Genomic DNA, 14,686 nt, shown 5'->3' on the forward strand with positions numbered 1-14,686 from the left:
TAATCCCTCCAGAGTCAGTAACTTGGGTTTCCGTTCGCGGTTAAGCTCCTGGCCGCATTAAACCGGAAACATCCAGAATAAGACTGATGCTGCCGTCCCCGAGCAGCGTGCAACCCGATATGCCGTTCACTCGCTTCAAAATGGCGGGAAGCGCCTTCACCACGACCTGTTGTTTGCCGAGCAGCTCGTCGGCGAACAGGCACACCGCCTCGTCCTCGTGCTCCACCATGAGCATGATCCCGCGGTCGAGCGTGCGCACGGACGTCTGCAGCGCGAAGCGCTCGTGCAGCCGCAGCAGCTTGTGGCACCGGCCGCGAATTAGCAACATTTCGTTGCCGTCCGGGTCGCGGATGATGTCGTCTTCGGCGATCCGGAACGATTCGCGGATGCTGCCCGTCGGCACCGTAAACCGGGAATCGCCGACCTTGATCGTCATGCCGTCGATGATCGCGAGCGTCAGCGGAATTTTGACGATCATCGTCGTCCCTTTGCCCGCCGCGCTCTCCACGTGAATCGTGCCGCCGAGCGCCTGAATGTTCCGGCTGACGACGTCCATGCCGACCCCCCGGCCGGAAAACTCGGTCACCGCTTCCTTCGTCGAGAAGCCGGGCAGGAAAATCATCGAATAAATTTCGCGGTCGGTGTATTCCTCTTCGGGTTTGTATAACAGTCCGGCCGTCTTCGCCTTCTCGAAGATGCGCTCCTTGTTCAGCCCCCGGCCGTCGTCGCGAATCGTAATCCACACTTCGCCGCCCGCGTTGCGCGCTTCGAGATGTACAGCCCCGGCCGCCGGCTTGCCCGCCGACTTGCGCTCGTCGGGCGTCTCGATCCCGTGATCGATGCTGTTGCGAATCATATGCATGAGCGGATCGGACAGCTGTTCGATGACGCTCTTGTCGACCTCGGTCTCCTGACCGGAGACGTGAAGCGCGACGTCCTTGTTCAGCTTCTTCGACATGTCCCGCACGAGGCGGGTCATCTTCTGGAACGTCGCCGACAGCGGCACCATCCGGATCGACATGACGACGTCTTGGAGCTCCCCCGTAATTTTCCGAAGCTGGCGCGCCGCCTTCAGGAATTGGTCAAGCTGCAGATGCTTCAGTTCGGGATGCTCCGTCACCATCGCTTCGGAGATGACGAGCTCGCCGACGAGATCCATCAGCTTGTCCATCTTCTCGACGTTCACGCTGAAGAAATGGCTCTGCGTGCTTGGGAGCGCGTCGTACGCCTGCGCGGCCTTCTTCGGCTGCTCGGCTGACCCCGGCGTCTCCGCGGCCGTTGCCGCCGCCTCCTCGCCGGACGTCTCCGGCCTCGGCTCCGGGGCGAGCGGCGCGGCTTCTTCCTGTGTCGCGATTTCGACCTTGCTGAGGAAGCTGACGGTGCCGAAAAACTCGTTCACTTCGTCGTAGGGCTGCGGCGTCGAGAAAGCGACGCGGAAGCCGTGCTGCCGGATGCGCTCCGAGCTGCCTTCATGGTCGATCATGATGTCGGCGGGCTCGTAGTTCTCGATCTCCGCGATTTCCTTCAGGTTATGAACCACCGAATAGCAGCGGATATTTTCCATCCCGCAATCTTCCGCGAAGCGCAGCACCGCCTCGTATCGGATCGCGCTCGGGCCCGCGCCGTCCGGGAGCGACCGGACGTAGTACTGCTGCGGAGCGGCGGCCTGCGGGGCGGACTGAAGGGAGGCCTGCGGAACGGTTTCCGCCGCCGCCGCTGCCGTCTCCGCGCGCGGCCGCTTCAGCACCGCGACATACGCTTTCACTTCTTGAATCAAATCCTCGAAGCTGTCTTTCGTTTCTTCGCCCCGGTCGATTTTGCGCAGCTCGCCCTTCATCGCGTCGGACACGGAAAGCACGAGGTCGGTGAGGCGCGTCGGATCGCCGTTCGCCGCCGGATGCTCGCGCAAATAGTGGAACAAATCCTCCGTGTAATGAGACAGCTCCGAAATATGGTTGTACATCATCATGGCCGAGGAACCTTTGATCGTGTGCATGACTCGGAAAATTTGATTGACCTGCTCTTCCGTCATGCGCCCGTTTCGTTCCACGTCCAAGATCGTCTGTTCGAGCTGCTCGATCAATTGATTCGATTCGAACAAAAACATTTCGAACATCGGTTCTCGCTTGCCTTGCTCTGCCATGAAGTCACCCCGATTGTTTCACTGCCAGTTCCAATAGCATGGAAATGGTCTCCGAAGATTTCGCCGCTAACGGGTACCGGTAACCGGCGGCCCGCCAATCGTTCACTTGCGAATAAAACGCGCTCCAAATCACTAAGCTTAACAGCTCCGGCTTCGCCGCCGGGCGCAATGCGCCGTCCTTCTCCGCCTGCCGCAGCAAGCGCTCGACCGTCTCGGTGCGAAATCGATAAATATCCGTCGTCAGCTCCGTGAACGTCCGATCGCTCTGCAGCGAACGGAACGCCATGCCGATCGCGGTTACCGCGGGATAGCCTTCGTAATATTCGGCGAGGCGGCCGGTGATGAACAGCACGGCGGGAAGCGCTTCCATTTGGAGCTGTTCTGTAGTTCTCACGATGCTTTGGTCGAACCTTCCGTAATACGTCACGACGGCGGCGACGATTTCGTCTCGATTTTTAAAATGCCGGTATAATGCAGCCTCCGAAACCCCTTCGCGCTTCGCGATTTCGCGCGTCGTCAGCCCTTGAAGCCCGAGCTCGTGAATGATGTCGATCGCCGACAGCGTAATCCGCTCTTTGCGAGGCAAATACTCGGACATGGATTCGCCCCCCAAGGTGAGTGAACGGTCACTAACTACATTTCATGCCCTTAACAATAATTGCCGTGGGAATTTTTAGTCAAACGCAGATGACGCGCGTAAATTTCAATTTTTAAGCTTTTTGAAACATTTTTTACACGAACTGTTAGCGCAGGAACAAAAAAACGCCGCTCCCGGATCAGGTCCGGGAACGGCGTTTCGCGCGGGAAGCGGCTTGGTCTAATATAAGGATAACGCGATGGAATCTTGCTCGTTATACGTATGCAATATCGCATCGGAATCGACGATTTCGATGCTGATGAGGGAATTGAGCGATTGCTTGATCGCCTTGCGGCCGTGGAGCGATTTTTCCTTCAAGGCATGGGAGAGGAGCTTGATTTTTTTCGTGCCCTGCACCTCATCGGAATAGACCGGTACGACCCGTTCTTGGATTTCTATAAATGTACGCATACCATCATCTCCCAACTAACAACACTATGAAAACATGATACACGAAGAAGCTTAAAATTGCATGAAAATTTGTTGAGTTTGCCGATTTTTCTTGGAAGAGTCGCCAGCATTCCGCGCGGTCATCCGAGTTTTTTCCCTTTTTCAGATTTTTCTTGCATTACTTCGTACAACATGGTATTATGATTTATTGTAAGTGTAACCCCTTATGGAAGTTCCCCAGATGTAGGATCCATCCCATCCTCGTTCATTTCCTTTTTTTCGGCTGCTGGAAGGAACACGAAATCCACACTGGCGCGGTCTAGGAACCGCAAGGACGATCGAGAGGCAGGGCTTTCGTTGTTTTCGTGAAGTGACATTCGGAATCGACATACGCGGTTGCGCTAGTACACATATAAGACCCCCGTTCCTTTTAGGAATCGGGGGTCGTCCATTTTATTCGGCCTTCAGCCTTTCGCGATTGCCCTTCCAAAACAGCGCCGTACCGATAAAACCGCACGCCGCGGCGAATAATAAGATCGAAGCGATCGGGATGACGTCCACGAGCGCCGTCGCCAGGATCGGTCCGAACGAACCGCGGATGCCGAACAAGAGCAAATGGATGCCGAACACGACGGCTTCCCGTCCCGGCGCGATCCGAAATACATAGGCCAGGATGCCGATATCCCAGATGGCGTCGCCGATGCCTTGGACGCCGCTCGCGACCAGCACGGCCGGGTAGTTGCCGAATAAGCCGTACAGCAGCGGCGCGGCGCCGAACGCGGCGATGCCGTATGTGAGCGTCCGCTCCGGCGGATACCGGTCGACCGCCCATCCGACGACGAGCAGCGCGACGATCAGGCAGACGAAGTAAGCGATCCGCGCGTAGCCGATCTGTACGTTCGTCAAGTCCAGATATTCGACTTGAATAATTTGATATAGCGGTTGCACGAGAATGTTGCCGAACCCGGAGAACGTCGTCGCGGCGAGGAAAATCGCCAGCGGCTTGTTTTCTTTCACGACCGCCCACTGCTCCTTGAGCGACGCGCGCCTCGTCCCCGCCGGCCGCTCCGGCACCGGCTCCGACGAGCGAAGCCCGAAGAACATCGAGATCGACAGCAGCCCCGTCGCGGCAGCGAGCAGCAGCGGCCCTTGCGGTCCCCCCAGATCGATCCAGAGGCCCACGAAGTACGCGATCGGGATCATCAGCAGCCCCATCGCCACCCGTACGTAGCCCATCAACCTGCCGCGGATCGACCCCGGATAAATGCGGGTCATCAGGGACGCGTAAGCCGGCGCTTGGATGCCCATGAGCAAGTGGAACGCCAGCGCGGTAACGACATATACCCACGGCACGCCGAAGAACGCCGGCAGCACGAGCAGCGCCCGGCCGACGAGATTGGGCCAAATGACGAACGGTTTCGGATTGGTCCGTTCGATCCAGCCGGCCCACAGCGGCGAAAAGAGCAGTCCGATCGCCGGAGCGGCGGATAGCAATCCGACCTGCAAATTGCTCGCTCCCTGCTGAATGGCCATCGGCAGATAAAACTGGTTGAACACGACGTTAAACACGCTGAACAGCGTGGCCGCCGCGAAATCGCAGCGGAAGTTGTTCCACGCGTCGGGGCTCATCTGCAAGCCGAAGCGGGCCGTATGCGTACGTTCTAACATGGTCGGCTGTTACCTTCATTCCATATAGTATTTTTTGTTAGCTCCTATTGAAGAATCCCATGGATCGCATGAATTCGCAACTAGCATTTTCTTGTAAAAAACGCCTTCCGGAGCGCTGTCGAGCCTTGCCGTCCGCGCAGTCGCCGAGTTCGCCGCCGCAGCCGTTTTTTTCGCGTTCCGCAACACCCATGGGCGTTCCCCCGAATATGTTGCAGAGAAACTCACTGTTCGGGAGGAACGGAACCCATGCAAATTCATGTCATTCAACCGGGACAGTCGCTGTATGGCCTTTCGCAGGCGTACGGCGTGCCGGTGCAAACTATCGCGGAGGCGAATCAGCTGAACCCCGCCGACTCGCTCGTCGTCGGGCAGGCCGTCGTCATCCCGATCGTAGGCTCATATTATTGGCTGCAGCCGGGCGACAGCCTGTATTCCGTCTCGCGCAAGTTCGGCGTGCCGGTCGCCGAGCTCGCCGCCGTCAATCAGATCGGCCTGACTCAGACGCTGCCGGTCGGACTCCGGCTGTACATCCCGCCCCGTCCGAAGCGCGGCATCGAAACGAACGCCTACGTCGAGCCGCGGGGCGACACCGTGTCGCCGGCGCTGCAAGCGTCGTCTCGGGAAGCGGCGCCGCTGCTGACGTACCTCGCGCCGTTCAGCTTCAGGGCGCAGCGCGACGGATCGCTCGCGGCTCCGCCGCTGGACGGACTCGGCGCGATCGCCGCGTCGCAGCGCGTCACGCTGATGATGGTCGTCACGAATCTCGAGAACGATCAATTCAGCGCGGAGCTCGGCCGCATCCTGCTGAACGACAACGCCGTCCAGACGAGGCTGCTCGACAACATCGTCGGCACGGCGCGGCGAAGCGGCTTCCAGGATATCCATTTCGACTTCGAGTTCCTGCGGCCGGAGGACCGGGAGGCGTATAACCGATTTCTGACGCGTGCCGTCGAGCGGCTCCACCGCGAAGGCTTCCTCGTCTCGACGGCGCTGGCGCCGAAGACGAGCGCGGCGCAGCAAGGCGCCTGGTACGAAGCGCATGATTACGCGGCGCACGGGCGGATCGTCGATTTCGTCGTCATTATGACGTACGAATGGGGCTACAGCGGCGGGCCGGCGATGCCGGTATCGCCGATCGGGCCGGTGCGCCGGGTGCTCGAATACGCGCTGACGGAAATGCCGGGCAGCAAAATCATGATGGGGCAAAATTTGTACGGCTACGATTGGACGCTGCCGTACGTCGCCGGCGGCCAATACGCGCGGGCGCTCAGCCCCCAAGAGGCGATCGCGCTCGCGCGCCGCGAGAACGTAGCGATCGAGTACGATTATACGGCGCAGGCGCCGCACTTCACGTATTGGGACGACGCCGGACGGACGCATGAGGTATGGTTCGAGGACGCCCGCTCCATTCAGGCGAAGTTCAACCTGATCAAAGAGCTCGGGCTGCGCGGCATCAGCTATTGGAAGCTTGGACTGAGCTTTCCGCAAAACTGGCTGCTGCTCGCGGACAATTTCACGGTGACGAAAAGAAGATAAGCCCTCTCGGGCTGCAGCGCATTTCGACAAAGCCTCAAGCCTCCGCGCTTGAGGCCTTGTCATGCAATCCCCGCCAATTCAAGGTTTCCCGCGAAAATTCAGGCTTTTCTTCGTTTCCGCAGTATTCGACATAGAGGCCTTGAAACAAAATTTCATGACAATTGTAATTATTTGAAATGGGTATTTACCAACGCCCACCCGGCATGTACAATATTGCCAATAAAGAGATATAAAACCGTCGGTGGGAGTGTTTAGCCTTGAACATACCGGAACAAATTAAGACTCTGAAGAAAGAGCTGCTTAAAGAGGCGGAGAAGCATAATCTAAACCTTCAGCACCCTGCCGTATTAAAGCTCTCCTGCGACCTAGACGAGTTGATTGTCCTTCATATGAAATCTCATCCGCTGTAACGAGGAATGCAAAAAGGGCCGCCCCTGCAAGGGCGGCCCGACTATGTTGTCCCCCTATCAACCCCCCTCTTCCGCGTTGGTTTATGGAATCCCTCGTTCATTTTTAAGACGAGCCTCGTGACTTTGGGAGCCCAATGATTTAAAGTATCACCTTGGTAACCATTTCTTCCGTTAACAAGGGGGCGAACGAAATCATTTACGTCGTCAAATTCATCTACAGCTTTATCCTGCCTCCCGGGATTTTCATTGTGCTGCTGCTCATAGGCGCGTGGCGTTTGCGGAATCGCGAGAAAGCCGTTTCTTCCTTCTTATTGTTGGTTACATTCCTCTTTTATCTTTCTTCGACCGGCTTCATCGGCAATCTGCTCGTAGGGTCGCTAGAAAATAAGTACGCCCCGCCGCAAGTCGTTTCGGGCGATGTCATCGTTGTCTTGGGGGGCGGCGCGACAAGACGCACGCCGGATGTCGACGGCGAAGGCAACCTCTCGGGACCGGCGGCGAATCGGATCATTACAGCCGCTAGAATTCATTCGAAGACCGGTTACCCGATCATCCTTTCCGGCGGCCAGGTGTTCGAAGACACTGGGAACGAGGCGGAAATCGCGGAGAGGCAGTTGATTAGCCTCGGGGTGCCGCCTGAACGCATCATCGTCGAAAACAGATCGGTAAACACCGAACAAAACGCCGAATACGTGTCCGACATTTTGCGCAGCCGCAGCTTCAAAAAACCGATCCTCGTGACGTCGGCTTTCCATATGGAAAGGGCAGTCATTCACTTCGGCAACGCCGGCATTCAGGTTACTCCTTATCCGACGGACTATCATGTAAGCAAAGGGACGACGCCGCACCTTCATAGCTTTACACCGACAAATTTGGATAAAACCAGTTTAGCTTTAAAAGAGTATTTGGGAATTTTCGCGGCAAGATTCCTAAAAGGCGGCGCCGCATATGCGCCGTACCGGGGACATACCTTTTATAAGGTATGGAGGGATGTCTCATGGCAAGGAGATTGAGGGCAAGACAGCTTATGGCTAGAGGGGTGCCGATCCAAGGCGTCGTCATCGTTCTGCTCGCGATCGTGTGCTTCTTTCTGGTGAGCAAAATGTTCGGCAGCCATGATTCGGAAGCGGCGAAGGACGTGGTCGATACGTTCTACAGTCTCGAGAAAGAAAGCAATTTTGCGGAAGCTTGGGAACTGTTCCACCCGAACATGAAGGCGAAATTCGAAAAAAATCATTATATCCAAGACCGCAATCATGTGTTCATGCAGCACTTCGGGGTAACGACCTTCGAGTACGAGCTTGGAGCCGCGAAAAAAATGGAAGGCTGGACGATGTCTATGCAGCCCGACGCTCCGCCCATCGACGTGGTGTATCGGGTGCCCGTCGTCCAGCACTACAAGAGTAAGTTCGGTACCTTCGATCTCGTTCAAGATGTGTTCGTCGCGAAGCACGAAGGCGAATGGCTTATATTATGGTCTTATAAGTAGTTGTTTTGTAACGTCCTACGGGGAGGCGCGCTTATACCAAATCGCACGCTTCGACCGGCATCCAATGCGGGTCCTTGCCGTCCCATTTGACGTTGCAGCCGATCGGGTTCGTGAGCGGCGTCGCCACCGGCCTGCCGGCCAGTACGTCGGCGAGCGCGTTGTCGAGATCGTTCACGGTCATCTTGCTCGTGTCGCGCGGCTGGTCAACGCCTCGGCCGGTGTACGCGAGCTTCCGGTCCGCGTCGAACACGTAGAAATGCGGGGTCCGCAGCGCCCCATACGCCTTGGCGACCTCCTGCGTCTCGTCGCGCAAATACGTCCACGGGAACCGATGCTCGCGCATCCGTTCGACCATAAGCTCGAAGGAATCCTCCGGCTTCGTGTTGACGCTGTTCGCGTTAATGCCGACGAACGCGACGCCCTGCGGGATGTATTTCTCCGCGGTCGCGCGCGTCACTTCGTCCGAGCCGATCACGTACGGGCAATGATTGCAGGTGAAAAATACGACGAGCGCCTTCGCGTCCGCGAAATCGCGCAGCGAATACGTCTTGCCGTCCGTCGCGGGCAGCGAAAAGTCGGGCGCCCGCTCGCCCAGGGGCAACGTGAATGCCATGTCCAAGCACGCTCCTTCGTCAATGGTTTCTCCCCTATTTTTCCACAAGGGGACGCGGCTGTCTACCAGCCCATCCGTTCCCGCAGCTTCGTAATCTGCGCCAAATGGTGATTGCCGTGCCAAGCGTAGAGGCCCGCGTGGTTCGCGAGATCGGTCGGTCCCGAATCGGGGTGGACGAACGCGAGCGCCCACTGCTCCTCGCTCAACCCTTCCAGCACGTTCACCCACCTGGCGTGCAGCGCGCCGAGCAGCGCAAGCGATACGCCGACGTCCATCGTCCGGGCGTCGTCCAGCTCGGCCCACCGCTCCTCACGGTACGGCTTGATCGTCGGCCGCTCCTCCGTCAGCGCCAGCTTCAGCCGAACGACGCTGTTCATATGGCTGTCCGCCACATGGTGGACAACCTGCCGCACCGTCCAGCCGCCGGGGCGATACGGCGTCTCGAGCCGCTCCTCCGTCCAATCGGCGACCGCCGCCCGCAGCCGCTCCGGCAGCGCGGCGATCTCCGCGATCCATTCCTCCCGCTGCCGCGGCGAAGCCCCCTCCGTACGCGCGTAATGACCGATCGGATAACGCAAATCGTCCTGCATCGCTCCAGCCCCTTCGCCATGTTTTCCCAAGTATATCACGGCGCGGCGGCCGTCGGCACTCGCGCCCCCGGGGCCAAGTAAAGCGCGGGCACGACGCCGACCGCTCCCGAGGAGGCGTCCCGGTGGTAGACGAAGCCGTCTTCGCTGACGATGCGGACCATGCTCGCGCTGCTCGCGTACGGCGTCCGCAGCCAATACGGCTTGGCACCGCCCACGCCCGTCCCATGTCCGCCCTTCGCCGGCGCGAGGCCGCGTTCGATCGCGTACCGCGACAGCTGCCGGACGTCGAGCAGAAACACCGCGTCCTCGGTTTCGCGGAAGTACGCTCTCGCGTAATTTTGCTCCGCCCGCGCCGGCACGCTCGACCAATACAGCGGCTGATCGCCGCCTTGGCTGCGCCCTTTGTCCGCGGCGGCCACCGCGTTGACGAGCCGCGCGGGCTGGATGAGACGGCGCTCCTCCGGCGAGAACGCCTCGGCGAGGAACGGCCCGTTCAGCCAGCGGCGCACGTCGGACGTCTCCCAATCGTTCGAGCCGTAGTCGTCCGCGCCGCCGCCGGGCAGCCGCTCGTCCGACGCATCGAAGGGCATCGCCGCGACGGCGCCGTGCGCCCACAGCAGCGCCCCCTCCTCGGCATCGACGCGCAGCACCGTCCAATAGAGCGGCTCCCCGCGCCATGCGCCGAATCGGACGAGGACGCCCGGCTCAAGCGCGGCCGGCGCGCCGGCGGGCTGCGCTCGAGGAAGCCCGGCGCCGCCGGCCAGCGCGAGCGCAAGCGCCGCCGAGAGCGCCGCGGCCGCCGCCGCCCCTGCCGCCGCCCGCGCTCGCGTCGTCCGCGGCACGCGAACCCGCCCGACGCACCAGGCGACACCCGAAACGAGCAGCAGGTCGAAGCAGACCGAGAACAAAAACATATGCTTCTGCAAGTCGGCTTCGCCGTTGCCGAGCACCGGCACCGCGAGCTGCAGCGCCGCCGTCCCCCACAACAGGGCAAAGCCCAACAGGGCGACGCCCGTCCGGGCATCCTTCGACGGCGCGCGCAGCCATCCCCATGCCCGGTACAGCAGCCCCGCCGCATACAGCGCGAACGCCGCCGCGACGATGCCGAACGCGGAGCCCGCCGCCTGCTTGCGCGCCCGCTCCCACAGCGACAGCCGTTCCGCGAACTGGAACCGCTCCCGCTCTTCGTCCGGCTCGTAATTGCCCAAGTACGACGGACGTAAGTAGACGGCGTTCTCCGCCGACAGACGCAGCTTGGCAATCAAGCGTTCAGGGTGCTTCAAATAAAAGAGCGCGATATCTCCATACGTCGCGCGCTCGTACACCGCCTTCGAGAACGCTTCCCCATATATGTCGTACGGGGCGTCCGGCATGTAGCCGTGGGTGCCCGCCAGCGCCGCGTACTCCGGCGGAAGGCCGAGCTCCGCCGCATCGGCCGCCGGGTTCGGCGAGTCCTTCAGCACCCCGTAGAAAATCGCCTGGTAATGGTTCACCTGCTGCATCCACAGCGGCGTCTTCGCCAAAAACCAGACGGAGAACGCGAGCAGCGCCGCGCTGCCGGCTGCGATCATAAGCCGGGAGCGGACGTCCTTGCGCACGAACAAGAACGACGCGCTGAAGAGCGCCCCCAACAGGCCGACCGGCGCATTGGCGACCTTAGCGCCCGTAAACAAAAACCAGGCGGCGAAATACAGCGCGATCGGCAGACGCGCATTCGGCGCGCCGTGCAACATCCACGCGGCGCAGCCGAAGACGAGCGTCGCCGAGGCGAGAATGACGGCTTCGCCGTAGAGGGAATGAAAATAGAGGACATATCCCGTGTCGCACAGCATCAGCAGGGCAAGCAGCCCGTACGCGAGACGCGTGCGGAAATTGCCCGCATACGACGTCATCAAAGCGAGGCCAACCGCATGCAGCAACACATACAAAACCCCGAGGAACCGAATATCGAAGACGGTCGGATCCCCTCCCGCAAGCCGCTTCGCCGCATCGTTCAGCAGCATCGCCGCTTGGATGACCGGAAATTGCGAGCTGACGTAGCCGAGCTCGTTGTCCACGCCAGGGTCGACGATGCGGCGAACCGCAGTCCGCCAATCGTCCGTCGCCGAGGCACCTGCGATCGCGTACTCGCGGTAGGCGTGGAAGTAGCGGGGATGCTCGTTCGGGACAAGGCCGAGCGGCTGCGCCACGCGGGCGTAGTCGCTGTTGTCGGCCAGCCCGACGAACGGCGGAAGGAACAGCGTCGCGGACAAGACGACAGCGTAAACCAAGAATGCGAGCAAGAAACGCTTCCGTTGCATCGGCCCCTCCGAACATGGTTTTTCCTCCTAGGATTTCCCTTCCGTCCGCGTTCCAACCGCACGGCGAAGAAGCCGCCGGCGGCGCCGGCGGCTTTCTCAATGCGCGAGGCGTACTGCCTCGCAGCGCGTTACTTTCGCAGCTGCACGAGCAGCTCGTCGAGTCGATCCCACGTCTCGCCGATCCCTTGCAGCATGCCCATGTCGAGCACCTTCTGCAGGTCTTCCGCCGATGCATATCGAGTGCGGTTAAGCAGCTTCGTCTTGCCGTTCTCCTCGACGAACTCGATCGTAGAGATCGAAATAGGCATCCCTTCCACCGGATTCCCTTCCGAATCCGCAAAATAATCTTCCATCACGATCCGCTCCGGCTCCACGATTTCGAGATAAATCGCTTTGCCCCATGCCTCCATGCCGTAAAAGCCCTCTTGCCGTTCGTCCTCGCATTTCATGCAATATAACCAGGAGCCGCCCGGACGAAAGTCGACGTTGCATACCGGCAGCGTCCAGCCCCGGGGTCCCCACCAATGCTTCAAATGCTCTGGTTTCGAGAACGCTTCGAAGACGAGCGCGCGAGGCGCGTTGAACGTCCGCTCCAATATGAGCTCCGTGCCCTCCACCCGATGCGTCATTTGCGATGTTCCGTTCGTCATCATTCCATTCCTCCTGAAAGTATATGATTTCCCTCGACGCCTCCCGCCGGACTTCCCGTTCGTTCTCGTTGTATTCTTAATATACTGAAAAGGGAATATTCCTGTCAAGGAATATTTACAGTAAGACTTCTATCAATGTAGGGACGATCCAAACAAAATAACGGAATTCATTGTCCGCTATTTTCAAAGAACCCCCGTACAAGGCGAAATAACGGAACGAGTTGTCCGCTAAACCGTGGTTGTACGACTTTTCGCGCCGTATTTCGCCAAATAACGGACGCCTAGTTCCGCTATCGGGGTTCATTTCGGTCCAAACCGCAAAATAACGGACAACTCGTAACGCTATGCGAAAACGAAAAAGCGACGGAGCAAAAGGCTGCCGTCGCTTCATCAACTATACTGCTTTCAACCGGTCGATCGTCGAGCGTCTTGTCCGGCCTATGCAGCGCCAAGGACAGCCGTCCGTCGAACGCGCGGAACATCATGCCGTGCCCGCCGTCGCTCTCGTAACAGCGGCTCGCTCTGCTCAAAAAAAGGCGAACCCCTTTCGGAATTCGCCCATTGGCACCGCGTTCGCCGAAGACGGCTGTACGCAGCGCGGGGGACGGCGCTTTACCGCCCGCGCCCCGCGCCCCGCCGGCCCGCGCCGGGGCCCGGCTTGCCGCCGCCCGGTTTGCCGCCGCCGGCCCGCGAACCCCCGCGGCCCCAATCGGCGCGCCGGTCCGGCTTCGCGGACGTCTTCGCCCGCGGCTTGCCCGCGCCGGGACGCCCCGGCTTCGCCGGCGCCCCCGGCCTTGCGGCCGCGCCCGGCCGCCGCGGCTCTGGCTTCGCAGCGGCGTCGCCGCCGGCCGCTCGTTCGCGCAGCGAAGCCGGCGCTTTCGCGCGCGTGCCCGGGCCCGCCTTCACGATCGGCCCCCGGCGCTCGCCCGGCCGTCCGCCTGCCCGCGCACCCGGCCTTCCGCCCGTCCGTGCGCCGCCCGCCGTACGAGCCGCCGGCCGGCTGCCGACGTAGCCGTACGTCTTCTCGGAGCGCCGCGCGATCCCCTCGTCCTCGTCCTCGTCGTCGCCGTACGGCTCCGCGTCGAAGCCCGGCATCGCCTCGGCCCCGACGCCGAACTCCTCCATCCGGCGCCGCTCCGGCCGCTGGCCGATGCGCTCCTCGATGCGCGCGAACGCACCGCGGTCCTTCGCCGCCAGCAGCGTCACCGCGACGCCGGACTGTCCCGCCCGGCCCGTCCGCCCGATGCGGTGGATGTACGTCTCCGTATCGACCGGGACGTCGTAGTTGAACACGTGCGTGACGCCTTCCACGTCAAGTCCGCGCGCCGCCACGTCCGTGGCGACGAGCACCTGCAGCTTCGCATCGCGGAACCGCTTCATGACGGCCTCCCGCTTCGCCTGCGTCAAATCGCCGTGCAGCTCATCCGACTCGAAGCCGTTCGCCTGCAGCGCCTCGTTCAGCTTCTTCGCCCGAATTTTCGTCCGGCAGAACACGACCGCGAGGTACGGCCGGTACGTCTCGATCAGCCGGAACAGCGTCGCTTGGCGAGCGCGGTCCGTCGTCTCCACCACGATTTGGCGGATGTCGTCGAGCGTCACGTTCTGCGTCTTAATCCGGATGTCTACCGGCTTCTTCATGTAGTTCGCCGCCAGCTGCTTCACCGGACCCGGCATCGTCGCCGAGAACAGCATCGTCTGCCGCTGGGTGGCGCATTGCCGGATGATGTCCTCCACCTCGTTCAAGAAGCCCATCGTCAGCATTTGATCCGCCTCGTCGAGCACGAGCATCGAGATGTGCCCGAGGTGCAGCGTCTCCCGGCGCAAATGATCAAGCAGCCGCCCCGGCGTCGCCACGACGATATGCGTGTCGCCCTTCAGCTTATGCATCTGCGCCGCGACGTCCTGCCCGCCGTACACGGCGAGCACGCCGGCGCCGATCGTAGACGCCAGCTTCTTCGCTTCTTCGGTAATTTGGATCGCGAGCTCCCGCGTCGGCGTCAAAATGAGCGCCTGCACGGACGAGCGCTTCGGATCGATAATTTCCAAAATCGGCAGCACGAACGCCAGCGTCTTGCCGGTCCCGGTCTGCGCCTGCACGATCGCGTCGTGCCCCGACAGCAGCGCGGGAATCGCCTGCTCTTGCACCGGCGTCGGCGTCGCGATGCCGCTGCGCTGCAGCGCCTCCGCGAGCGCGCCGCGCACTCCTAACGCTTCAAAACGATTTGTCACGATAGTTTCCTCGATTCCATCCTTAAGGTAT

At 60.7% G+C, this 14,686-nt stretch carries 13 protein-coding genes; 4 read left to right on the forward strand and 9 right to left on the reverse strand.

Features of this window, described 5'->3' with window-relative positions; translation table 11 throughout:
- Nucleotides 1–40 precede the first annotated feature (40 nt).
- The 4 genes from VE009_RS04460 to VE009_RS04475 all read right to left on the reverse strand — a co-directional run bounded on the left by VE009_RS04460 (nucleotide 41) and on the right by VE009_RS04475 (nucleotide 4,838).
- Nucleotides 41–2,143 (reverse strand): chemotaxis protein CheA, encoded by a 2,103-nt coding sequence (locus VE009_RS04460; protein ID WP_325006204.1) that lies wholly within the window; start codon nucleotides 2,141–2,143, stop codon nucleotides 41–43.
- Nucleotides 2,144–2,147: 4 nt separating this feature from the next.
- A complete protein-coding gene (locus VE009_RS04465; RefSeq protein ID WP_325006205.1) occupies nucleotides 2,148–2,741 on the reverse strand; it encodes a TetR/AcrR family transcriptional regulator in 594 nt (197 codons plus the stop codon).
- A 219-nt stretch (nucleotides 2,742–2,960) separates the two neighbouring features.
- A complete protein-coding gene (locus VE009_RS04470) occupies nucleotides 2,961–3,191 on the reverse strand; it encodes a hypothetical protein (protein ID WP_325006206.1) in 231 nt (76 codons plus the stop codon).
- Nucleotides 3,192–3,623: 432 nt separating this feature from the next.
- Nucleotides 3,624–4,838 carry an MFS transporter gene (locus VE009_RS04475; RefSeq protein ID WP_325006207.1) on the reverse strand — a complete coding sequence of 405 codons (1,215 nt, stop codon included), beginning with the start codon at nucleotides 4,836–4,838 and terminating at the stop codon, nucleotides 3,624–3,626.
- Nucleotides 4,839–5,084: 246 nt separating this feature from the next.
- On the opposite strand from VE009_RS04475, the gene VE009_RS04480 reads away from it, so the two are divergent.
- From VE009_RS04480 to VE009_RS04490, 4 genes are all read left to right on the forward strand, one after another.
- The gene (locus VE009_RS04480) at nucleotides 5,085–6,374 is read left to right on the forward strand and encodes a glycoside hydrolase family 18 protein (protein WP_325006208.1); all 1,290 of its coding nucleotides are present in this window, start codon (nucleotides 5,085–5,087) and stop codon (nucleotides 6,372–6,374) included.
- 257 nt (nucleotides 6,375–6,631) lie between these two features.
- On the forward strand, nucleotides 6,632–6,784 hold the full coding sequence (locus VE009_RS27190; RefSeq protein WP_414694777.1) for an aspartyl-phosphate phosphatase Spo0E family protein: 153 nt from the start codon (nucleotides 6,632–6,634) through the stop codon (nucleotides 6,782–6,784).
- 191 nt (nucleotides 6,785–6,975) lie between these two features.
- Complete coding sequence (locus VE009_RS04485) at nucleotides 6,976–7,797, forward strand: YdcF family protein (RefSeq protein ID WP_414694780.1); 822 nt, start codon at nucleotides 6,976–6,978, stop codon at nucleotides 7,795–7,797.
- Entirely contained in the window at nucleotides 7,782–8,273 is a 492-nt protein-coding gene (locus tag VE009_RS04490) for a hypothetical protein (RefSeq protein WP_325006210.1), read from the forward strand. The genes VE009_RS04485 and VE009_RS04490 overlap by 16 nt, the downstream gene beginning before the upstream one ends.
- 31 nt (nucleotides 8,274–8,304) lie before the next feature.
- Here VE009_RS04490 and VE009_RS04495 read toward each other — a convergent pair whose 3' ends face one another.
- The 5 genes from VE009_RS04495 to VE009_RS04515 form a co-directional block, all read right to left on the reverse strand.
- Entirely contained in the window at nucleotides 8,305–8,886 is a 582-nt protein-coding gene (locus VE009_RS04495; RefSeq protein ID WP_325006211.1) for a thioredoxin family protein, read from the reverse strand.
- Between the two features lie 62 nt (nucleotides 8,887–8,948).
- The gene (locus VE009_RS04500; protein ID WP_325006212.1) at nucleotides 8,949–9,476 is read right to left on the reverse strand and encodes a YfiT family bacillithiol transferase; all 528 of its coding nucleotides are present in this window, start codon (nucleotides 9,474–9,476) and stop codon (nucleotides 8,949–8,951) included.
- Between the two features lie 35 nt (nucleotides 9,477–9,511).
- Nucleotides 9,512–11,776, reverse strand: a complete 2,265-nt coding sequence (locus VE009_RS04505; protein WP_325006213.1) for a DUF6273 domain-containing protein — start codon at nucleotides 11,774–11,776, stop codon at nucleotides 9,512–9,514.
- Nucleotides 11,777–11,904: 128 nt separating this feature from the next.
- Complete coding sequence (locus VE009_RS04510; protein ID WP_325006354.1) at nucleotides 11,905–12,426, reverse strand: SRPBCC domain-containing protein; 522 nt, start codon at nucleotides 12,424–12,426, stop codon at nucleotides 11,905–11,907.
- Nucleotides 12,427–13,038: 612 nt separating this feature from the next.
- Nucleotides 13,039–14,655: a DEAD/DEAH box helicase gene (locus VE009_RS04515; RefSeq protein ID WP_325006214.1), complete on the reverse strand. Its 1,617-nt coding sequence runs from the start codon at nucleotides 14,653–14,655 to the stop codon at nucleotides 13,039–13,041.
- Between the last annotated feature and the right edge of the window lie 31 nt (nucleotides 14,656–14,686).

The organism is Paenibacillus sp., from assembly GCF_035645195.1.
GTDB lineage: Bacteria > Bacillota > Bacilli > Paenibacillales > YIM-B00363 > Paenibacillus_AE.

Bases quoted from the DNA above. Each gene is read 5' to 3' on its own strand.
- VE009_RS04460 (WP_325006204.1), bottom strand. From the start codon at position 2,143: ATGGCAGAGCAAGGCAAGCGAGAACCGATGTTCGAAATGTTTTTGTTC.
- VE009_RS04505 (WP_325006213.1), bottom strand. From the start codon at position 11,776: ATGCAACGGAAGCGTTTCTTGCTCGCATTCTTGGTTTACGCTGTCGTC.
- VE009_RS04495 (WP_325006211.1), bottom strand. From the start codon at position 8,886: ATGGCATTCACGTTGCCCCTGGGCGAGCGGGCGCCCGACTTTTCGCTG.
- VE009_RS04490 (WP_325006210.1), top strand. From the start codon at position 7,782: ATGGCAAGGAGATTGAGGGCAAGACAGCTTATGGCTAGAGGGGTGCCG.
- VE009_RS04475 (WP_325006207.1), bottom strand. From the start codon at position 4,838: ATGTTAGAACGTACGCATACGGCCCGCTTCGGCTTGCAGATGAGCCCC.
- VE009_RS04510 (WP_325006354.1), bottom strand. From the start codon at position 12,426: ATGACGAACGGAACATCGCAAATGACGCATCGGGTGGAGGGCACGGAG.
- VE009_RS04500 (WP_325006212.1), bottom strand. From the start codon at position 9,476: ATGCAGGACGATTTGCGTTATCCGATCGGTCATTACGCGCGTACGGAG.
- VE009_RS04470 (WP_325006206.1), bottom strand. From the start codon at position 3,191: ATGCGTACATTTATAGAAATCCAAGAACGGGTCGTACCGGTCTATTCC.
- VE009_RS04480 (WP_325006208.1), top strand. From the start codon at position 5,085: ATGCAAATTCATGTCATTCAACCGGGACAGTCGCTGTATGGCCTTTCG.
- VE009_RS04465 (WP_325006205.1), bottom strand. From the start codon at position 2,741: ATGTCCGAGTATTTGCCTCGCAAAGAGCGGATTACGCTGTCGGCGATC.